The sequence below is a fragment of the Flavobacterium sp. 83 genome, from assembly GCF_000744835.1.
GTDB lineage: Bacteria > Bacteroidota > Bacteroidia > Flavobacteriales > Flavobacteriaceae > Flavobacterium.
This window is the reverse complement of the sequence record NZ_JQMS01000001.1, coordinates 3,203,640-3,226,662: the sequence shown is the minus strand read 5'-3', so window position 1 is coordinate 3,226,662 and position 23,023 is coordinate 3,203,640. Positions and strand designations below refer to the sequence as shown.

The window sequence follows — 23,023 nt, the reverse complement described above, 5'->3', positions numbered from 1 at the left end:
TCGGTTAGTTTAATTCGGTCTTAATTTTTGTCAGTTCGAGTGATCTACCACTGCAGATCATTCGACTGATGTTATTTATAATTACATCTAAGCGAGTTTAAATACTATTATCGCTTACAAATATTCCCAACTGTATATTTAATTCATGTCTATTTTAGTTTCTGTATCCAGGAAATAAGTAGTGTTATCGAATTTTTAATGGATCTAATAGAATAGTTGTGTTAATTCAATAATTATGTTTTGTGTAAAATATAATTAACTTTTTTTAATAGTATTCAATTTTATTGGTAAAAAAACAGCTTAATTGTAAATTTACCCTCCTTTTTTTTCCAATTTACCCCTCCTGAAACCTTCTGACTAGACATTACTTTGCATTTATAATTGTACTGCTGCAGTATTATTATATGTATTAGGAATGTTTATAATTAGGTCGATTTAAAATTTCATAAAGCAGAAAAACTGCTTTTACCGGAGAATTGTAGGAGCCTGTTTTACATCTTTATTTACCTATATCTGCAGCATAACAGTATAGTTAAAAAAACAATATAAAAAGAGATTAAAAATTAAGAAAATTATTACTTGCATTGATTCCTCTTAATTGGATTTAGATTACTAACAAGTAGATACTTGTAAAGTAAGTGGTTTAGGTATTTTATTAGGATTAGAAGCAGAGAATAATACAGATATGGGTAATTATGCTGATAATGTTCAGAGAGTATTTCACGAACATCATGTAGCTTACATTCAGGCAACAGGAGGGAATGAACCTATATCAGTAAAATTCACCAGTAATTGGTTAAAACCAGTTGAGGTTACTGTTAAAGCAAAATAAGTACCTAAAGTAAAAGTACTGAAATTTTGAAAAACGTATCAGCACTTGATTATCAGCATAGCTTGTAAATGAAACAAAATATAGTAAAAATTTCGGATGAATTGATTTCAAGCTTAATTTCAATTTCTTTATTTTTTAAGAAGTACCACTAATCTTTTGTTTCTTCTTAAAAGGAGAATTAAATAAAAATAAATATTAACCAACCAATTTTTAAAAACCATGAATTTATGAAAAGCATTAAGAACGTAAATCAGCTGTTAAGAATCAAAACATTCTTAACATCTAAACTGACTCTGTCAATAATTATTTTGACGTCGTGTATTAGTTTGCAGGCTCAAAACACTATCATAGGATCTGTTGTAGATCAAAAAACATCTCAAACCGTAATTGGTGCTTCTGTGGCTGTCAAAGGAACGACAAATGCAACCATGACTGACGGTGATGGAAATTATAAATTAAATGTAGCTGATCCTAATGCCACACTAGTTTTTACTTACATTGGTTACACTAAAGTAGAAGAAGCTATTGCGGGTAGAAAAGTAGTTAATGTTTCACTTAAAGAAGAGAATAACACCTTAGATGAAGTAGTAGTTATTGGATACGGAACTGTTAAGAAAAGTGATTTGACAGGAGCTGTTGGAGGGTTAAAAGCTGCACAATTGGATTCTCAAAGTAACACAAATTTAGGGAGTGCAATACAAGGTAAAATTGCGGGTGTTACTGTAGAGTCTGCCGGTGGTGCCCCAGGTTCTGGAACCAGAATTCAGATTAGAGGTGCAGGATCATTAAACAATAACAATCCTTTGATATTAGTTGATGATATTGCTGTTGCCTCAATGAATAACCTTAACCCAAATGACATCGAATCAATTCAAGTGTTGAAAGATGCTTCTGCGGCTGCAATTTATGGCTCAAGAGCGGCAAATGGTGTGATTTTGATTACCACTAAAAGCGGGAAAAAAGGAGAAATGAAAGTGAGCTTTGATTCATTTTATGGTATTGCCAGTGTGACTAAAAAACTTGATTTATTAAATCAAGAACAATGGGCAAAGGTAAGTAATGCAGCATATAGCGCGGCAGGAAAAGCACCATTGGACATTGCATTAAACCCTCAGGTTCCTGGTGCAGGAATTAATTGGCAGAATGAAATTTTCAGAGATGCTCCTACACAAAACTATTCATTAGGACTTTCCGGAGGTTCAGATAATTTAAAATACAATATGTCTTTGAGCTACTTTAACCAAGAAGGAGTTATCAAGGAAACTAATTATGACCGTGTTAACTTAAGAGTTAAATCGGATTATAAAAAGGGTATTTTTAAAATTGGAGAAACAGTAATGTTGACCAAAGAAAAAAGAAATGATTTACCAGGAATACCAGGACAAGGAAGAAATATTCTTGGAGCTGCTATTTCTATGATTCCAGGATTTGCAATTTATAATGAAAATGCAGTTGGGGGATATGGTGGAGCATCAGGTGCGGTTACGGATATATTCAATCCAGTGGCAGCTTTGAATCTTTTTGATGTTAAAAATGATTATTACCAAGCATTGATTAATACGTATGCTGAAGCAAGTTTCTTTGATGGTTTTAAATATAAATTAAATGTAGGGGTAACTGCTTCTGAACATAAAAGTTATAACTATACGCCTCGTTATGAAGTGGGTGGATTCTTCAAGAATTTGAAAAATACTTTAGCGGAAGGAAGTGAGTTAAACCAATACTATCAAATAGAAAATACTTTAAACTATTCTAAAAAATTTGGTAAACATTCGGTAAACTTATTGGTAGGACATACTATTTATGAAAATAATTTTCGTTCTATTTCAGGTTCTGTTCAAGGTATGCCTGATGGTATATTTGTTTTGGCAGGTGCTGAACAACCGGCTATTTCAGGGTATGCTACTGAGAATAAATTGATTTCTTATCTTGGACGTGCGATATATTCGTTTGATAACAAATATATTCTTACGGCAACTTTTAGACGTGATGGATCCTCTCGTTTTAGCCCAGAAAATAAATGGGGAAATTTCCCGTCAATTTCTGCAGCATGGGGAATAGGAAAAGAACAGTTTTTCAAAAACCTAAACTTGCCTGTATCTGAATTCAAAATACGGACTAGTTATGGTATCTTAGGAAATCAAGAAATTGGAGATTATCAGTATCTTGGATCAATTACATCAGGTATAAGTTACGGTACAGGAGAACCAAATACACTTTGGATAGGTAACATTCAAACAGATTATCCTGCGATTGGATTAAAATGGGAATCAACCTCAACAGCCAATGTTGGTTTTGATTTAGGTTTATGGAATGGTAAGTTAGATTATACTTTTGATTACTTCCAAAAAAACACTTCTGATTTACTTTTACGTGTGCCAATTCCATTGTCAGTAGGTTCTAGTAATGACCCTTATACTAATGCAGGTAAGGTTTCAAATAAAGGTTTTGAGATGGGTTTAACGCTTAATCAAAAAGTTGGAGAGGTTAATTTCTCTATAACTTCTAATATTTCAAGTGTAAAAAACCGTGTTGAAGAATTGAGTACTGGAAGTCAGATTCTTGCAGGTTCTAGTGGGTCATTTCATGGATCAGCAGTGACTTACAGTAAAGTAGGATATCCTATTTATTCTTTTTTCCTTGTTAAAACTGACGGTTTATTCAGAACTCAAGAGGAATTGGATGCACATAATTTAAACGGAAATCCTATTCAGCCAAGAGCTCAAATTGGGGACATAAGATATGTTGATTTTAATGGAGACGGAAAAATTGATGCTGGAGACAGACAATTTAGAGGTAGTGCTTTTCCTGATTTTGAATACGGATTCCGTCTTCAAGCAGATTGGAAAGGAATTGATATGACTCTTGCTCTTCAAGGGGTTCAAGGAAATGAAATATATAATGGAAATAATACGGACTTAGCAACAGTAAAAGCAAATACAAATTATGCTAGTTCAACGTTAAATTCATTTACTTTTAATCCAAACTCTAATTTCCCAAGATTAAATATTGATGATCCAAATGATAATGGTGCTGATTACTCCGATCGTTTTCTTGAAAATGGATCTTATCTTAGACTAAAAACGATTCAATTAGGATATACTTTTCCTAATGACTTAAGTCAAAAATTAGCAATTGACAAATGTCGATTCTATGTTGCAGGTGATAATCTTTTTACTGCTACTAAATACACAGGATACAATCCAGATGTTTCGGCTGATGGACTTGGAGGTAGAGGAATCGATTATAAATCGTATCCATTAAGCAAGACTATTATTTTTGGTATGCAACTTAACTTTTAAATCAACGAAAAATGAAAAAGAAATTAATTATATTATACTTTGTAGGAGGACTTGCTTTATTTAGTTCTTGTTCAGATAACTTAGAATTACAAAACCCTAGTAAAGTAACAACCGGTTCTTTCTGGCAAACTCCTGAGGACTTGGAGTCTGGATTAGCGACTGTTTACAATGTATTAGTAGATAACAATAATGCAGGTTATTGGGAAATACAAGCAATGCAGTTGAAAGAAAACAGAACCGAAAATTTTGTTGCAAGAAATGATGTTCCAGGTCGTTATGCCGTTTCCAGCTATAAAAATACACCTAGTACAAGTGAAACTACCGGGATGTATAAAGCGATGTATATAGGTATATTTCGTGCTAATCAAGTAATTAATTATGCTCCTCAAATCAAGAACATTGATGAAACAAAAAGAGCGCAAATAGTTGCTGAGGCTACGTTTCTTAGAGGATTGAATTATTTTAATTTGGTAAATGAATTTGGGAGTGTGCCAATTTTCACTGATTTAGTAAAAGAATCAGCAGATTATTTTAAAGAAAAGTCAACAGAAGAGGAAGTGTGGAAACAAGTAATTGCTGATTTTCAAGCGGCTGCAACAAGTCCACTACCTGAAATCTATCCTTCCGCTTTAAAAGGCAGAGTAACTAAAAATACAGCAATCGCTTACCTTGGAAAATCGTATTTGTATTTAAAAGATTGGGCAAAAGCTGAAGAGCAATTTTCTAAATTGGTTAATAACGAATCTGCAAATGGGTTTGGACTTTTGGATGATTATGCACAATTATTTGATGGCAAACATGAAAACAGTAAAGAATCAGTGTTTGAAATTCAATTCAGCAGACAAGGTGGTGCTACAATTTGGGGTGGAAATCCATCCGAAAGAACTAGAGCAACTACTATGGCGCAAGAATTAGCACCAGGTGAAGTTGGAGGTTGGTTTGAGTTGTTGCCTACGAAAGTATTATTGGATGCTATGACTAAGGAAAAAACAGCTGATAATAATTTTGATCCTAGAGCTCTTGCGACTTTGGCTTGGAACTATCCGGGTAGTACCTATTATAATTCTGATTTTGCAACAAAGTTTGGAGCTAATGCCATTTGGATTAGAAAAAACCAAAACTGGTGGAATAATGATGAAGGGGATTGGAAATCTGAATTGAATGAATATGCAATGCGTTATGCTGATGTTCTTTTAATGCTTGCTGAAGCAAAAACAATGCAAGGAAAAGTTGCTGAAGCGATACCTTTAGTAAAAAGAATAAGAGACAGAGCAAAATTAGCTGCTATCACAATGACTGGATGGAATCAAACCCAAATGATGGATGAGATTATGCACCAAAGAAATATTGAATTTGCTCGTGAAGGGATTCACTGGTATGATTTAAGAAGATGGGGTACTTTAGAAAAAGTAATCAAAGCCAGTCAAGTTGGCGGCTATCTTAATTACTCGGCTAAATACAACTACTTTCCTATTCCGGAAAGTGAGTTGAATAACAACCCAAAAATGACACAAAATGCCAATTGGTAATATGGGTTATACCTTTTAATTAATAAAGATTAAAATAAGAACTTGACAAATGGTTAATGCGTTGTATATAACGAATTAATCATTTGTCATCTCTTATAAACATCAGATAGCTTTAAGTTGAGTTTATCAGATAAAAGTAATTCGATCTTAAAAATTCATTATATATGAAAAAAGCAACAGTTTTATCCTGCATTTTTACCCTTATTTCTTTGGTTGTGTCAGCACAAGAAAAGCCAACAACTAATGATTGGGAAAATCCAGCTATATTTCAGATTAATAGAGAACCTGCCAGAGCGGCATTTTTGCCTTATGCTGATGAATCATCTGCTATTGCTGATGATTATACGCGCTCTCCTTGGTTTCTGACTTTAGACGGAAAGTGGAAATTTAATTGGTCACCAACACCAGCTGAACGTCCAATGGATTTCTATAAAACAGATTTCAATACTACCAATTGGAAAGAAATTGCAGTACCGTCCAACTGGGAATTAGATGGGTATGGAATTCCTATTTATACTAATATTACATATCCATTTGTCAAAAATCCACCGTTTATTAATCATGCGGACAATCCAGTGGGGTCTTACCGACGTGCTTTCGAGCTGCCAGAAAACTGGAACGGACGCCGTGTTTACCTTCATTTTGAAGCAGGAACTTCAGCGATGTATATTTGGGTAAATGGAGAAAAAGTAGGGTATAGTGAAAATACAAAAAGTCCAACAGAATTTGATATAACTAAGTATGTAAAAGCTGGTAAAAATCAGGTTGCTGTTGAGGTGTATCGTTGGAGTGATGGTTCTTATTTAGAGGATCAGGATTTTTGGCGTTTGTCAGGAATTGACCGCGATGTTTATCTTTACAGTACAACTAATACCCGTATTGCTGATTTCTTTGCACGCCCTGATCTTGATGCTTCCTATAAAAACGGCAGCCTGTCTGTTGATGTTAAATTGAAGAACATGAATGGGGTTGGTAAAAACAACCAGATTGTTGAAGCTAAATTAGTAGACACAAACGGGAAAGAAGTTTTTAAGAAAACAATAAAAATTAATGTAGGAGCTAATTCATTTGAATCAACCACTTTTACGCAAAATGTCTCCGCACCTAAATTATGGAGTAATGAAACACCAAATCTTTATTCTTTGTTGCTTACGCTAAAGGATGAAAATGGAAAATTTATTGAAACGGTTGCTACGCAAATCGGTTTCCGAAAAGTAGAATTGAAGAACGGACAATTATTGGTCAACGGTATTCGAATTATGGTTCACGGTGTCAATATTCATGAACATAACCCTAAAACGGGACATTATCAGGATAAAGAAACCATGATGAAAGATATTAAGTTAATGAAACAACTTAATATTAATGTGGTGCGTTGCAGTCATTACCCAAATAACTTAATGTGGGTTAAATTATGCAATAAATATGGTTTGTTCTTAGTAGACGAGGCTAATATTGAAAGCCATGGGATGGGAGCTGAATTGCAAGGTTCTTTTGATAAAACAAAACATCCTGCTTATCTTCCGGAGTGGAAAGCTGCGCACATGGATCGTATTTTTAGCTTAGTGGAACGCGACAAAAATCAACCTTCGGTTATTCTTTGGTCTTTGGGGAATGAATGTGGAAACGGACCTGTTTTTCAAGAGGCTTATAATTGGATAAAGAATAGAGATAAAACACGATTGGTTCAATTTGAGCAAGCAGGAGAACAAGAGAATACTGATGTTGTTTGTCCAATGTATCCAAGTATGGATTACATGAAAGAGTATGCCAAACGCAAAGATGTAAAACGTCCGTTTATTATGTGTGAATACTCTCATGCGATGGGAAATAGCAGCGGTAATTTTCAAGAATATTGGGATGTTATTCACAGCAGTAAAAATATGCAAGGAGGATTTATCTGGGATTGGGTAGATCAGGGATTTGAAATGACTGATGAAGTAGGACGTAAATATTGGGCTTATGGTGGTGATATGGGAAGTCAAAATTATACCAATGACGAAAATTTTTGTCATAATGGATTAGTTTGGCCGGACCGTACCCCGCATCCGGGTGCTTTTGAAGTGAAAAAAGTGTATCAGGATATTTTATTTTCTGGTGTTGATTTGAAAAGAGGAATTATTCAGGTAGAAAATGGATTTAGTTATACTAATCTTGATAAATATCGTTTCAAATATGAAGTGCTAAAAAACGGGATAGTTATCAAAACAGGAACTGTTGCTGTCGCTCTTGCGCCACAATCCAAGAAACAGGTTCAGCTTGAATTGCCAAAAGTGGCTACGGAAGATGGAGTGGAATATCTTTTAAATATTTTTGCATACACAAAAGAAGGTACGGAAGTGTTACCTCAAAATTTTGAAGTAGCACGTGAACAGTTTTCAATTGGAGAGGCTAAGTATTTTGTCAAAGCAGCCGCTGCTGGTACAAATGCTACAGTTAAAGATACTCAAAACACTGTAACTCTTAGTGCCGCTGGAGTTGAAGTCACCATAAATAAGAAAACGGGTTTAATGCAACAATATAAATCTAATGGAGACTATTTTTTCAATCAAATGCCAGTTCCTAATTTTTGGCGTGCTCCAACGGATAATGATTTTGGGAATTACATGCAAGTAAGCAGTAATGTATGGAGAACTGTAGGAAGATTTAGTAGTTTGGATACTATGGATGTTAAAGAAGTAGCCGGTAAAACAATAGTAGTGGCTCGCCTTTTCTTAAAAGATGTCGCATCTTATTATACCATTACTTACACAATGGAGGCTGACGGTAGTTTAACAATACAGAACTCATTCAAAGCAGGAAATAATCCATTGGCCGAAATGCCTCGTTTTGGGATGTTGTTCTCTCTCAAAAAAGACTTGGATAATTTTAGTTACTACGGACGAGGACCTTGGGAGAATTATCAAGATAGAAACACCTCTTCTTTGAAAGGGATTTACCAAAGTAAAGTTGCCGATCAATATGTTCCTTACACACGTCCTCAAGAGAATGGATATAAAACGGATGTTCGTTGGTTAACACTTACAAATAATTCAGGAAATGGAATTGAAATTGAAGGTTTACAACCATTAGGAGTAAGTGCATTACATAATTATCCTGAAGATTTCGATCCGGGTTTGACTAAAAAATACCGTCATACTAATGATATTACACCACGAAATGAAGTTGTAATTTGTGTTGATTTAGCTCAAAGAGGTGTTGGAGGAGACAACAGTTGGGGCGCTATGCCACACGAACAGTACCAATTGAAAAATAAAGAATATAATTACGGTTTTGTTATTAAACCTAAAAAGAAATAAAACAGTTGTAAAAAAACTTGGACGTTTTTTGGAATGGATGTTAAAAAATAGAGAAAAAGTTAGGCTATGATTTAAATAAACCAACTTACGTTAAACTTTAAAACATATTGTTAGGGGATCTCTATTTATTCGAAACAATAGGTTAAGAGTTTTAAATCTTTGAATAAAAAATTCGAATTTTGTACCATAAGGTTCGCGAAACCGACTAAATATAAACACTATCCCAAAAAGTGTGTAAGTTAAAAAGTTATGGCTTCGATTTTATAATCGGAGCCTTTTGTCAAATATAAGGGTAAATTGGTTTAAAACTATTCCCCAATTTCGAATAGGATTCCCTGTTTTTTGGTTACTTCTCTTATAGCAAATACACAGATTTCAATACGGCAGCATCCGTTGGTAATGACATTTTATTTTTAGTGTATTTTCGGATTTTAGCATTAAGATTTTCAATTAAATTTGTAGTTTAAAATTTTTATAATTTCGGTTGGGAAGTCAAAAAACATTGTTAGTTGATCCCAATTGTCACGCCAGGATTTGATTGCAAAAGAATATTTCGCATCTCATCACTCAAAAGCTTTAAATCTTCCAATAAAGGTTCGAATTTTGTCCCAAAGGTTCCCAAAAATCGATACTTCAATTAGTATCCGGTTTTTTGTTTTTAAGATGCATTGATAACTCCTTTTATTATCCTATTTTTATAAAAAAATAGTATTCATGACTTTTTATTTTAAACCGTTTCTAATTTTTTGTTCTCTTTTTTGTCTTATTTCTTGTAAATCACAAACGACTATTTCTGCTATTGAAGATAAAAATGGTCCAATTATCAATGATACGACCTTTGTAAATTTAAAAGATTATAGTGAGGATTTTGTGTATGACATGAAGTATGCGACAATAGATAATTTCTTAAAAGCTAAAGTATATGATTGTGCAGCATGTTTTTTACGATTAAAAACCGTTACTGCGCTTGTTGAAGCCAATAAAAAATTCATAAAGAAAGGCTATAAAATCAAAATTTTTGATTGCTACCGCCCTTTGGATATTCAGAAAAAAATGTGGAAAATTGTTTCTAACCCGGAATATGTAGCCAATCCTACTAAAGGTTCCATCCATAATAGAGGAGGAGCAGTAGATATTACTCTAGTTGACAGGGACGAAAAGGAACTGGATATGGGGACTTCTTTTGATTATTTTGGAATTGAAGCCAGTCATAAATATCTAAATGTCTCAGAAAAAATCAAACAAAACAGAATATTACTAAAAAAAATAATGACTCAAAAAGGGTTTAATTCTTTTGATTCAGAATGGTGGCATTATAACCTAAGATCTGCTTTAAAAGAGAATGTTTCTAATTTCAAATGGGATTGTAATTGACTTATTCTATGCAATGGATGTTATTGATAAAGTAAGTTTCTGGTTGATAAACCTCATTGTTTAATTCCGATTTAAATTCTTTTCTAAGAACGTAATCTTCAGTGTCTGTTAGATATTTAATTCTCATCATTGATAGAGGAGAATTTTTTAATTCTTCAAAGCTATCTTTCATAAACATAAATTGACCTGAAATCACTCTATTGTCATAACCTTTATCATCACGAATAAGTGTCCCACAATTCTCTTGATCGATATGTAATAGCGTTATTATTTTTCCATTATTTAACTGCAAAAACAATTTTGAATTTTTGTCAAAACAATTCGCTTTCAAGAAGTCTTTACTTTTTTGGATCAATTGTAGGTTCAATGTTGGTAAACCATCTGTTAAGGCTAATGAATAAAAGATATAGCTTGAGTTTCCGGCGAAATTTTTCTCACTAATCATGTATTCCTTTGTCAATTTATAAGTTCCCAAAGAATCGGTGACGTTTACGCTATATTCACATGTTTTTTGAGCAAATAGGTTAAAGCTTAAGAATAAAAGTATTGCAGTAATTAGTGGTTTCATTTTTATGATATTTTGGTGCAAATTAAAACTATTTTATGGTTATTTTCATCAGTTGTAAAAAAACAATATACATTTCCACCATCTTTTATTTTCCATTTTTTTCTAATAGTATCAACAGTATCTGGAAAGTTTCGGGTAGTAATATTCGCTTTTGTATTTTCTAAATACGTTTTCATTTCCGTTTTGCTATAAGCAAATGTGTTTTTAATTTCAAAAACTCGTCCAGGAAAGGATATTAATTCAAGCGAAGTGTATAAATGAGAGTGTTTATGAAGCTTGTTTAGGTTGTAAAATGAACTTACTTCATCAAACCCACCAGATTTCATTATGGCGCTATTAGGTTCATATAAATACTTCTGAGGCAAACTGAAATCAGGTAATTTAGTATGATCACCCAAAACAAAGTCGAATGTTTCGTTCTTGTCTTTTAAAAGATTAATTGTTTTTATATTTATATTTCCAGAATAGTCTTTGTGCAATTCCCATAACAGTTCTTTTACTTCGTTTTCGAGCGCTATTATATGAATCGTTTTAACATTTTGCAATTCTAATAATCCTGCTGAGATGTCAAGCAGAGGAGCAGTTTTTATTAAAATAGCATTCGAATTCTTAAAATAAAAGTCTAGATTTTCAGGAACATTAGGCAAGCAATCTTTGAGCATGAATACTTTTCCTTTAGCATCATTTCTTCGTGAAGGATCAATATAGATCCAGTCCCAGTTTTTATTTAAAGTATTTAGAGTATGTAAACTATCTCCTGAATAGCAACTGATATTCGAAACATTTAATTGTTCGAAATTATGTTTTACAAGGAACGACAGTTCTGAATTGATTTCGCAATGAACTACAGTTTTTATTTTTTTTGCAAAATAGTAATCATCCACACCAAAACCTCCAGTTAAATCAATTAGACCTTCTCCCGAAATGATTGAAGCTTTATAAGAAGCTGTTTTTTCAGATGAAGTCTGTTCAATTGAGATTTTACTTGGATAAATAATATTTTTGGTGCTAAACCAGCTGGGTAGTTTCTCTTTTGCTTTAGTTTTAGCTTCAATTTGATTTAAAACAGAAATCCAATCCAAATTAGGAAAGGGATTTTTTTGAAGCGCTAATTTAGAAATTGAGTTTCCAATATTTTTCCCTATAAATTCTTGAATTTCGGGATTTAGAATTTTTAAATCCAAGATTAAATATCTTTAGTTAATAGTTGAATTATGTTGTTTTCCGGGAAGAATTCCTTACCTATAACCTTTATAATCGTATATAAGGGAACTGCTATTATCATTCCTAGAATTCCAAAAAGGAAGCCTGCGATTAATATAACAAGAAAGATTTCTAATGGATGTGAGCTTACACTTTTTGAAAAAATAATAGGTTGAGACAGATTATTATCTATGATTTGTACAATCCAGAAACCAATTAAAACATAAATTGTCATAGGTAATATTACGGTTTGAAAATCACTTCCTAAATTGCTCATCATAGTTAAAATAGCAGCTAAAATGGAAGCAATTAATGGGCCAATATAGGGTATGATATTTAAAACAGCGCATAAAAAGGCGATGACAATTGCATTTGGAACACCAAAAATTATTAGTACAATTAGGTATAAAATAAATACTATAAATAATTGAAGTAGTAATCCAATAAAGTAGCGGGATAATAAGTGATTTATTTTTTCTAAAGAATTTAATATTTGATCTTCATGGCTGTCTGGAATTAATTTTTTAGCTCCATTTTTAAATAATAATCGGTCTTTTAAAAAGAAGAAAGTAATAAAAAGTACAGAAGCCAATCCCATTCCAAAACTACTAATTGTACCTAAAACTGCATTTATAAAATTTGGAATAAAATTAAAATTTATTTTAGAAGTAATGTTAGATTCCTTTAGCATTTTAGCGGAATCAATATTATGACTTTCTAAAAATGAGGATATTTGGTTAATTAATTGAAGTATGTTTTTTTCAATTTCTATAGTATTTAAAAGTGATAAATTTTGACCCTGTGATGAAATCAAAGGAATAAACAGCATGATAAATCCAACTATAATAAGAACAAAAATCAATAATGTTGCAATTGTAGCAAATACGTGTTTGAATTTTAATCTTCCTTTAAAAAAATCTAATATTGGGTTTCCAATTAATGTAAGAATTAATGCAACTATTAGGTAAATAAGTACCGATTGAATTTGATATAGAAAATAAAGAGATAAAGCAATCAAAACGATAATGCTTATTGCTCTTAAAATTCCATTAGCTATAATTTTTGAAGAAATCATTTATATTTTTTAGGATATAAAGATAAAAAAAACTCGCTACATCTTAGCGAGTTTTAAATTCTAAAATCTGAAAAATTATATACCAAAGCCTGCTCTGGCTCCACCAGAAACAAATAAAGCAGACATTCTTAATTTTTGACCATTGGTAAACATATACATTCCTCTGTCATCAGTATAATCCATATAATTCATAGTCATTTCGTTATGGGTTGGCAAACAAGGGCTTAAATAAGGATATACTGGGTTACCAAAGTTTGCAGTTTTATGAACTGGTGTATCAGAAACTAAATCATTCCCACATGAAGCATCACCCCATATATGTCTAAGGTTCATCCAGTGACCTACTTCATGAGATGCAGTTCTGCCTAAATTGTATGGATAACTAGCAGCGCTTGATAAGCCAAAATAGAAAGAATCGATAACTACTCCGTCAGTTGCTGAAGAACCTCCAGGAAATTGTGCATATCCTAAAATGCCACCTCCTATAGTACAAGCCCATATATTTAGCGTTGTAGAAGGTGAAGTTGGATTAATACCTCCTTTTTTAGAGTTCTTCATTGCATCTCTTGTTCCCCAAGATGTTTTTGTAGTAGCTTTTCTAATCGTATTTACTAACTCAAAGGTGATACCAATATTTGCCGCTACACCTGAAAATTCAATAGGAATACTCTTAAAATCAGAATTCGTTGCTGTATAATCTTTATTCAATACATCAATTTGCGATTGTATCTGAGCATCAGATATGTTTTCTGCGGGTGTTCTGTACAATACGTTTACAACAACGGGAATTACTATTTTACCATTAACTAAACGGTTCGTTAACATTGTTTTTTGTGTAAAAGCTTCAATTTGATTCATTCTTAATGCTAATGTAGGATCAGCCTTCAATTGTTCTGCCAAAACATCTTGTGAAGCACATGTTCGTCTAGCAATAGCGTTTGTCGAATGGGGAGTTAATTCTGTTTGGTCATTTTGACAAGAAAATAACATCAAAAATGCTGTTGCAATTAAAATAATTTTTTTCATAATAGTAGTCTTTTAGATTGTAAAATACTGTTTGTCAGTTAAATAATTAAGCAATTTACGATTATTATTTATTAAAAATAAATTTATAAGCTTTAAATTGTTGCTCGATTATTAACATTAGAGAAAATAATTTCTAAAAGATATGCTCAAAAAAAACTCGCTAACAAGTAGCGAGTTTTAAAATCTAAAAAAAACTAAAAAAAAAATTATATTCCGAAACCTGATCTAGCTCCACCAGAAACGAATAAAGCAGTCATTCTTGCTTTTTGGCCATTTGTGAACATAAACATTCCTCTATCGTCAGTGTAATCCATATAATTCATAGTCATCTCATTATGAGATGGTAAACAAGTGCTTACGTATGGGTAAGTTGGTACGCCAAAGTTAGAAGTTTTGTGAACTGGAGTATCAGAAACTAAATCGTCTCCACAAGATGCATCGCCCCAAATATGTCTAAGGTTCATCCAGTGACCAACTTCATGAGATGCAGTTCTTCCTAAATTATAAGGATAACTTGCAGCGCTTGATAATCCAAAATAATTAGAATCGATAACAACTCCATCGGTTGCTGAAGAACCTCCAGGAAATTGTGCGTATCCTAATATTCCGCCACCAATTGTACAAGCCCACATATTTAAAGTTGTAGCAGGTGAAGTAGGATCTAATCCTCCTTGTTTTGTTTTTTTCATAGCGTCTCTAGTTCCCCATGAAGTCTTAGTTGTTGATTTTCTATTGATCTTTACTAATTCGAAAGTAATACCCACATTTGCAGCAACACCAGCAAACTCAGCAGGAATATTGCTAAAATCTGGGTTTGTAGCAGTGTAATCTTTGTTCAATACATCGATTTGAGATTGTATTTGCGCATCAGAGATATTTTCAGCTGCAGTTTTGTACAATACATTTACTACTACTGGAATTACTACTTTACCATTTACTAAACGGTTAGTTAACATCGATTTTTGGGTAAAAGCTTCAATTTGGTTCATTCTTAAAGCTAATGTAGGATCTGCTTTCAATTGCTCCGTTAATACATCTTGTGAAGCACATGAACGGCGTGCAATAGCATTTGTTGCTGATACGGTTGATTCTGATTGGTCATTTTGACATGAGAATAGCATTAAAAATGCTGTTGCAGTTAAAAGGATTTTTTTCATAATAATACTGGTTTTTTGTTATAAAAAAATGATTTGGGTTAATAATAATGCAATTTTATAACAAATTATTTGATAAAACAAATTTTTATAAAAAAAATAAAAAAATTAACTATAACGATATAGTTGGTAATTTTCACTAAAGTTGTCCATAGATTTCTAAAGTGATAATTCAGAGATTACCTAAAAAATAGTCTGAAAAATAACAAGCAATATTAATTCGAAAAAGTAGTATTGGATTGTAGAGAATAAGTAATGTTATAATTAAAACTAAAAGTTAGTCTATTTTGGTTCAGATTTTCAATTATTGAAAATATAATTCACAATGTTTGCTCCCATTTTTAAAGCTTTTTCACGAATATCAGCTGGATCGTTATGGACCTCAGGATCTTCCCAGCCATCACCTAAATCGCATTCGAAAGTGTAGAGAAGTACCAATTTATTTTCTACAAAAATTCCAAAAGCTTGTGGTCGTTTTCCATCATGCTCGTGAATTTTTGGTAATCCATGAGAGAAAAGATATGGTTTTTGAAAAATAGCATGGTTTGAAGGGATTTCGACTAAATCAGTATTTGGAAATAGTTTCTTGATTTGTTTTCTAATGTATTGATCCATTCCATAATTGTCATCAATATGAAGAAAGCCTCCCGCGAGTAAATAATTTCTGAGATTGATGACTTCGGCATCGCTAAAAACAACATTTCCGTGTCCGGTCATGTGAACGAATGGATAGGAAAGTAAATCCGGACTTCCGGGTTCAACTGTTCCTGGCTTAGATTTTATTTTGGTATTGATGTTGGTATTGCAATATTTTATCAAATTAGGTAATGAAGTAGGATTTGCATACCAATCACCACCTCCGCTATATTTTAATAATGCAATTTCTTGTGCAAATGAAGTGACAGAAATTAATAGTAATAAATAATATATTTTTTTCATAACTATAAATTCGGGATCATTAATTCTTAATTTTCATTAACAAAAACAACACTATGACAGGCAACAATTGCTGCAGTTTCAGTTCTTAAACGGGTATTTCCTAAAGAAACGGGGATGTAATTAGAATCAAGTGCTAATTCAATTTCTTTTTCAGTAAAATCTCCTTCAGGACCAATGAGTATTGTTACATTTTCATTAGGTTTTAAAACTGACTTTAAAGATTTTTTATCGGTTTCCTCGCAATGTGCAATAAAATTTACTCCGTCCTGTTTCTGTTTCATAAAATCTTTGAATGATATAGCATTATTCAATTTAGGAAGAAATAATACATTAGATTGCTTCATTGCAGTCAGTAAAATTTTATCAAATCTTTCGGTATTGATTACTTTTCGTTCCGAACGATCACAAATAATCGGGGTGATTTCATGGATTCCAATTTCAGTAGCTTTTTCTAAAAACCATTCGAAACGATCGTTCATTTTAGTGGGAGCAACCACTAAATGTAAATGAAATTTAGGAGCTGTAGATTTTTCAAAAGAAATAATTTTTACGGTACATTTATTGTCAGATGCTAAAGTTATTTCAGTTTTAAATAAATCTCCTAAACCATTGGTTACAAATAGAATATCGCTATCTTTTTTGCGTAACACTTTAATTATATGTTTGCTTTCTTCTTTGTCAAAAGAAAAGGTTTCAGTAGTTTCGTCTATATTTGGATTATAAAATAATTGCATAATTTAGAATTGTATTCTTGCTTTAGAAACGACAGATGAAGCTTCAAATTTTTCATTTAAAAATTTTTGGTAACCTACAATTCCAATCATTGCAGCATTATCCGTGGTGTACTCAAATTTAGGAATAAATGTTTTCCAGCCGTATTTATTTTGGGCTTCCGCCAAAGTATTTCTTATTCCAGAATTGGCCGAAACACCTCCACCAATTGCAATTTGTTTTATTCCTGTTTCCTTTACAGCCAGTTTTAATTTATCCATCAAAATTTCAATAATTGTATATTGAATTGAGGCACAAATATCATTTAGATTTTCATCTATAAAATTAGGATTCTCTATTTTTTTCTTTTGAATAAAATATAAAATAGCGGTTTTTAAACCTGAAAAACTAAAATCTAATCCTGGAACTTTAGGCTTTGTAAAAGCGAAAGCTTTTGGGTTTCCTAATTGTGCATATTTATCTATCAAAGGACCGCCTGGATATGGCAGCCCAAGTATTTTTGCACTTTTATCAAAAGCTTCTCCTACGGCATCATCAGTGGTTTCTCCAATAATTGTCATATCAAAGAAATCATTCACTCTCACAATCTGGGTATGTCCGCCACTTATGGTCAATGCCAAAAAGGGAAAGGTAGGCTTTTCAAATCCTTCTTCATGAATAAAATGTGCCAAAATGTGGGCATGCATATGATTTACGGCAATTAATGGGATTTTTAAGGCCAACGCCAATGATTTAGCAAACGAGCTTCCTACTAAAAGCGACCCCATTAATCCAGGTCCTTGCGTAAAAGCAATTGCGGACAACTGTTCTTTTTGTATATTTGCTTTTTTAAGTGCAGCATCAATAACTGGCACTATATTTTGTTGATGTGCCCGTGAAGCTAATTCTGGAACTACACCGCCATATTGATTGTGAATCAATTGATTAGCTACGATATTTGATAGTACTTTGTCTTCTTTTAAAACAGCTGCTGCCGTATCATCGCAAGAACTTTCGATAGCAAGAATAAAAACCTCGGAATTTTGCATAAAAAGGCACAAATTTTGAATTATATTTGACAATCCTATGTGAAAAATGTTTTTTTACATAAAAAAGCAAAATTAAAGAATTTTTATTAAAGCGACTGATGTTTGTAGTGGCAAAATAAATTTTTATAAAAAATTAAAACATTATATAAGTATCAAAAAATTTAAAAAAATAGTATTTCGTTCTCTGCTTGGACTAATCCTACTTTTATTGGTGCTTGGTATAGCTCTTTCTACGCCTTTTATCCAAACAAAAATTGCTCAATATTTTGTTCGGAGTATTAATAAAGATTTTGGAATCAACATTGCAATTGATGAAGTTGCAGTATCTGCTTTTGGAGGTGTGAAATTCAAAAAAGTCTTAATTTTGGATCATCATAAGGATACTCTGATTTATTCCAACAGAATTAAAACGAGTATTCTCGACGGAAAAAAATTACTCGATGGAGACTTAATTTTTGGTGAATTACGATTGGATGGGGTATTGTTTAACTTGAAAACGTATAAAAACGAAAAGGAAACTAATTTAGATAAATTTATAAATGCTTTCGGGACGAGTAAGTCTACCGGTAGGCATTTTTTGCTGACTGCCCAAGACGCGTACATTACTAATGGACATTTTATTTTAACAGATGAAAACAGAGAAGTTCCTAAAGATGTCGATTTTACTAAACTGAATGCTTACATTACTGATTTTAAATTATATGGTCCGGATGTGAATACTACAATTCATAAAATGTCATTTTTAGATCATCGGGGTTTGTATGTAGTCAATTTAAGTTCAATATTCAGTTACACAAAAAAACAAATTAAATTAGATAAATTAGATTTGTTGACTAAGGAGTCTAAACTAAAAGGAACTGTTTCTTTAAAATATAAAATTGAAGATTTCTCTAATTTTACTGATAAAGTTCAGTTTGATGTTAAGCTTGATAAAGCATCGCTGGCTTCTAATGATATTCGTTATTTTTATAAAGAATTAGGCAGAAATCAACATTTTTACACTAAAGCTATTATAAAAGGTACACTTAATGATTTAAAAGTAACAAACTTAAATTTAGTTGATTCTAGGAAAACTCAGATTAAAGGTAATGTAAACTTCAAGAACCTTTTTGCTAAAATGGGTCAAAAATTTTATATGTATGGAAAGTTCAATAAACTGTCCTCCAGTTATGATAATCTGATTGTTATTCTTCCAGATATTCTTGGGAAAAAATTACCTACAACATTAAAAAAATTAGGAAAATTCAATGCTGTTGGTATTGCTGAAATCACTACAACTGCAATAAATGCCAGTTTTTCAATGTCCACAGCATTGGGGAAAGTGCAATCTGATTTGAAAATGAACAATATAGATGAAATCGATAAAGCATCTTATGCAGGTAAAGTTGTTTTGGAAGATTTTGATATTGGGACTTTATTCGAACGAAAAGACTTTGGGAAAGTCAGCATGAATATTGATGTTGACGGAAAAGGTTTTAAGGAAAAATACTTGGATACATCCATAAAAGGAGATGTTACTAAAATTGATTATAATAATTATACCTATAATAATATTGTTGTTAACGGTGTTTTTAAAATGCCGAATTATAAAGGTCAAATTTCTGTAAATGATCCTAATTTGAATATGACTTTTGATGGCTTGTTAGATTTGAGTAAAAAAGACAGCCGTTATGATTTTCATATTAATGTTGTAAATGCTGATTTACATAAATTGAATTTTGTAAAAGATTCTATTTCAGTATTCAAAGGAGATGTTGTTGTCCAGGCTTCGGGGAATACTATAGAGAATTTGCAAGGAAATTTATTTATTAACGCGACTTCATATCAAAATGTAAAAGGAATGTACCGTTTTGATGATTTTGCAATAAGCTCAATTTTTGATCAAAATAAAGTTAGAACAATAACTGTAAATTCTCCAGATATTATTCAAGGTCAGATTGTGGGTAAATATGAATTTAGTCAATTGAAAAATATGGTGACTAATTCATTAGGTAGTCTTTACACAAATTATAAACCAAATAAAGTAAAAAAAGGACAGTTTCTGAAATTTGATTTTACAATTTATAATAAAATCATTGAAATTTTTTATCCGGATATTTCTATTGGTGCTAACACTATAGTGAAAGGGAATATTAATTCGGATAATCAAGAGTTTAAACTTAATTTCAATTCACCACAAATTGTAGCTGCAAACAATACTTTTGACAACATTAGAATAGCTGTGGATAATAAAAATCCGCTATACAATGCTTATATAGAATTAGATAGTATTAAGAATAAATACTATAAAATTCGAGATTTTAGTTTGATAAATATTACAATGAAAGATACGTTATACTTTCGTTCTGAATTTAAAGGAGGAGCCAAGGGGGAAGATTATTATAATTTAAATTTATATCATACTATAAATGCTGCCAATAAAAATGTTGTTGGGATTAGTAAATCTGAAGTTAAATTTAAAGATTATTTGTGGTTTTTGAATGCTAATGAGGCACCTGATAATCAAATTGTTTTTGATAAGGTTTTTAAAAATTTCAATATCGATAATATCATTTTGTCACATGAAAATCAGGAAATTTCATTGAAAGGGGATTTAAGGGGTACATCCTTTAAAGATTTAAAGCTAAGTTTTAAAGATGTTGATCTAAATAAAATTACTCCTGATAATGAAAAGTTCGTCTTTAATGGTAATATTAATGGAGAAGTAAATTATAAACAAAACAAAAATGTTTACCAACCTACTGCATCCATAATAATTGACCATTTGAATTTGAACAAAACAGATTTAGGTGTTTTAAACTTTGATATTGAGGGGGATGAAAGGTTTAAAAAATTCACTATAAATTCTAGTCTCGAAAATGAAAATTTTCAATCTTTCAATGCCGATGGGGATTTTGAAATTGTAGATAAAGAAACAATTCTGGATTTAAAACTGAAATTCGAGAAATTTAATTTAGGAGTATTAAGTTCTTTGGGAGGTGAGGTTTTGTCAAATATCAGGGGTTTTGTATCTGGTAATTCAACGATTCAAGGAAATCTTAATAAACCGGAAATAAATGGACGTCTTTATGTAGATAATGCTGGAATGACTATTCCTTATCTGAATGTAGATTATGAATTAAAAGATAAAACAATTGTTGACTTGGCTGATGAGAAGTTTTTGTTTAGAAATAATACACTAACCGATACTAAGTACGGGACAAAAGGAACTTTAAATGGAAGTATTAGTCATCATAATTTTGGTGATTGGAAATTAGATTTAGCCATTAATTCAAAAAATCTAGTAGCTTTAGATACAAAAGACAGCGAAGATGCGGCTTATTATGGTACTGCTTTTATAGATGGTATTGCCACGATAAAGGGACTTACAAATTCTTTATTTATCAAAGTAGATGCAAAATCTGAAAAAGGAACTGCAATAAAAATACCAATTAATAATGCAGAAAGTGTTAGTGATAATACCTTTATTCATTTCGTTACAGCTAAAGAAAAATATAATATTCAAAAAGGAATCTATGAGAGTACTAGAAATTATAATGGCTTAGAATTAGAGTTTGATTTTGATATAACCCCAAATGCAGAAGTAGAAGTTATTTTAGATAGGAATACCGGACATGGAATGAAAGGAAAGGGTTTTGGGTCTTTATTGTTTAAGATAAATACCTTGGGTAAATTTAATATGTGGGGAGATTTCCAAGCTTATGAAGGAACTTATAATTTTAAATATGGTGGATTGATTGATAAGAAGTTTGCTGTAAAAAAAGGTGGTTCAATTTCATGGGAAGGGAATCCAATGAAAGCACAATTAAATTTGGAAGCGGTTTATAAAACAACGGCAAATCCTGCGGTATTATTAGAAAATTCTTCTTTCAATACTAAAGTTCCTGTTGAAGTTGTGATAGGTCTACGAGGAGATTTAACGAGCCCGGAGCCAGATTTTAATATTGAATTTCCAACCGTCAGTAATGTTCTGAAATCTGAAATTCAGTATAAATTAAACGATAAGGATGTCAGACAAACACAAGCATTATACTTATTATCATCGGGTGGTTTTTTAAGTCCTGAAGGAGTGAATCAATCTGATTTTTCAGGTAGTTTATTTGAAACGGCAACTAGTATTTTGGGTGGTATTATTCAATCTGATAATGAAAAATTTAAAGTTGGAATTAATTTTATAGGTGCCGATAAAAGAATTGGTAGAGAAACAGATGGAAGATTTGTTGCTACGATTTCATCTAAAATTAATGAAAGAATTACTATTAATGGAAAAGTTGGGGTGCCATTTGGAGGAATAAATGAATCAGCAATTGTAGGAGATTTAGAGGTTTTATATAGGGTTAATGAAGATGGAACTATGAATTTACGTCTTTTTAATAAAGAAAACGATATTAATTATATAGGTCAAGGAATAGGTTATACTCAAGGTTTAGGTGTTTCATATGAGGTCGATTTTGATACTTTTAAAGAATTCGTTAATAAAATATTTAAAAAACATAAACTGGATAGAGAAATCAAGCCTACTAGTGAGGACCAGGATTCTAATTTATCTCCAGATTATATAAACTTTTCGAAACCTAAAAAACCGACGACAGAAAAGCTAAAAACGAATCAAGAAGCAGTTATTCCTAATGAGGATTAATCTTTTTATATTTTAAGTTTGAAATATAAAATTTTAATAATTAGTAGTTTATAATGTTTTGTTATAATTAAGCTTGAAATTTTTATAAATAAATTGTGATAATTTTTTTTTAATTTTTTTAATTTTCGTCTTTTATGATGAGTTTTAACTTTTTCTAAATTTCAAAGATAAAATCCTATTAATTGTTAATTATCAAGTAATAATTGATTTTTTTTTAATTTTGTTAAATAAAACGGTTTTTTTTTGGTTTTTTAAAAACTTATTAACGAAAACGTTTGAATTTGAGGCTGTTTACTAATTTATAAAAAATGCAGCTTTAAAAG

The 23,023-nt window shown here is 31.6% G+C and carries 14 protein-coding genes and 1 pseudogene; 6 read left to right on the top strand and 9 right to left on the bottom strand.

Annotated features, from left to right (window positions below; genetic code table 11):
* Positions 1-685: 685 nt before the first annotated feature.
* From T410_RS17125 to T410_RS13955, 4 genes are all read left to right on the top strand, one after another.
* Positions 686-832 (top strand): hypothetical protein, encoded by a 147-nt coding sequence (locus T410_RS17125; RefSeq protein WP_238567382.1) that lies wholly within the window; start codon positions 686-688, stop codon positions 830-832.
* A 227-nt stretch (positions 833-1,059) separates the two neighbouring features.
* A complete protein-coding gene (locus tag T410_RS13965; protein ID WP_051929431.1) occupies positions 1,060-4,134 on the top strand; it encodes a TonB-dependent receptor in 3,075 nt (1,024 codons plus the stop codon).
* A gap of 11 nt (positions 4,135-4,145) precedes the next feature.
* Entirely contained in the window at positions 4,146-5,663 is a 1,518-nt protein-coding gene (locus T410_RS13960; RefSeq protein ID WP_035672862.1) for a RagB/SusD family nutrient uptake outer membrane protein, read from the top strand.
* Positions 5,664-5,827: 164 nt separating this feature from the next.
* On the top strand, positions 5,828-8,962 hold the full coding sequence (locus T410_RS13955) for a glycoside hydrolase family 2 TIM barrel-domain containing protein (protein WP_035672859.1): 3,135 nt from the start codon (positions 5,828-5,830) through the stop codon (positions 8,960-8,962).
* Between the two features lie 261 nt (positions 8,963-9,223).
* Here the strand turns inward: T410_RS13955 and T410_RS17265 are convergent.
* A pseudogene (locus tag T410_RS17265) lies at positions 9,224-9,522 on the bottom strand (transposase); the annotation flags it as partial.
* 154 nt (positions 9,523-9,676) lie between these two features.
* On the opposite strand from T410_RS17265, the gene T410_RS13950 reads away from it, so the two are divergent.
* Complete coding sequence (locus tag T410_RS13950; RefSeq protein ID WP_035672856.1) at positions 9,677-10,336, top strand: M15 family metallopeptidase; 660 nt, start codon at positions 9,677-9,679, stop codon at positions 10,334-10,336.
* Between the two features lies 1 nt (position 10,337).
* Here T410_RS13950 and T410_RS13945 read toward each other — a convergent pair whose 3' ends face one another.
* The 8 genes from T410_RS13945 to tsaD all read right to left on the bottom strand — a co-directional run bounded on the left by T410_RS13945 (position 10,338) and on the right by tsaD (position 18,061).
* The gene (locus T410_RS13945) at positions 10,338-10,904 is read right to left on the bottom strand and encodes a hypothetical protein (RefSeq protein ID WP_035672854.1); all 567 of its coding nucleotides are present in this window, start codon (positions 10,902-10,904) and stop codon (positions 10,338-10,340) included.
* A 2-nt stretch (positions 10,905-10,906) separates the two neighbouring features.
* Entirely contained in the window at positions 10,907-12,088 is a 1,182-nt protein-coding gene (locus tag T410_RS13940) for an SAM-dependent methyltransferase (RefSeq protein WP_035672851.1), read from the bottom strand.
* Between the two features lie 2 nt (positions 12,089-12,090).
* A complete protein-coding gene (locus T410_RS13935) occupies positions 12,091-13,182 on the bottom strand; it encodes an AI-2E family transporter (RefSeq protein ID WP_035672848.1) in 1,092 nt (363 codons plus the stop codon).
* A 75-nt stretch (positions 13,183-13,257) separates the two neighbouring features.
* On the bottom strand, positions 13,258-14,208 hold the full coding sequence (locus T410_RS13930; RefSeq protein WP_035672845.1) for a zinc metalloprotease: 951 nt from the start codon (positions 14,206-14,208) through the stop codon (positions 13,258-13,260).
* A 206-nt stretch (positions 14,209-14,414) separates the two neighbouring features.
* A complete protein-coding gene (locus T410_RS13925; protein ID WP_035672843.1) occupies positions 14,415-15,365 on the bottom strand; it encodes a zinc metalloprotease in 951 nt (316 codons plus the stop codon).
* Between the two features lie 297 nt (positions 15,366-15,662).
* Positions 15,663-16,301 carry a DUF4159 domain-containing protein gene (locus tag T410_RS13920; RefSeq protein ID WP_035672840.1) on the bottom strand — a complete coding sequence of 213 codons (639 nt, stop codon included), beginning with the start codon at positions 16,299-16,301 and terminating at the stop codon, positions 15,663-15,665.
* 26 nt (positions 16,302-16,327) lie between these two features.
* The gene (locus T410_RS13915; RefSeq protein ID WP_035672837.1) at positions 16,328-17,035 is read right to left on the bottom strand and encodes a 16S rRNA (uracil(1498)-N(3))-methyltransferase; all 708 of its coding nucleotides are present in this window, start codon (positions 17,033-17,035) and stop codon (positions 16,328-16,330) included.
* A 3-nt stretch (positions 17,036-17,038) separates the two neighbouring features.
* Entirely contained in the window at positions 17,039-18,061 is a 1,023-nt protein-coding gene (gene tsaD / locus T410_RS13910; RefSeq protein WP_035672834.1) for a tRNA (adenosine(37)-N6)-threonylcarbamoyltransferase complex transferase subunit TsaD, read from the bottom strand.
* A gap of 211 nt (positions 18,062-18,272) precedes the next feature.
* Here tsaD and T410_RS13905 point away from each other — a divergent pair, with 211 nt between their 5' ends.
* Positions 18,273-22,700 carry a translocation/assembly module TamB domain-containing protein gene (locus tag T410_RS13905; protein ID WP_035672832.1) on the top strand — a complete coding sequence of 1,476 codons (4,428 nt, stop codon included), beginning with the start codon at positions 18,273-18,275 and terminating at the stop codon, positions 22,698-22,700.
* Positions 22,701-23,023 lie beyond the last annotated feature (323 nt).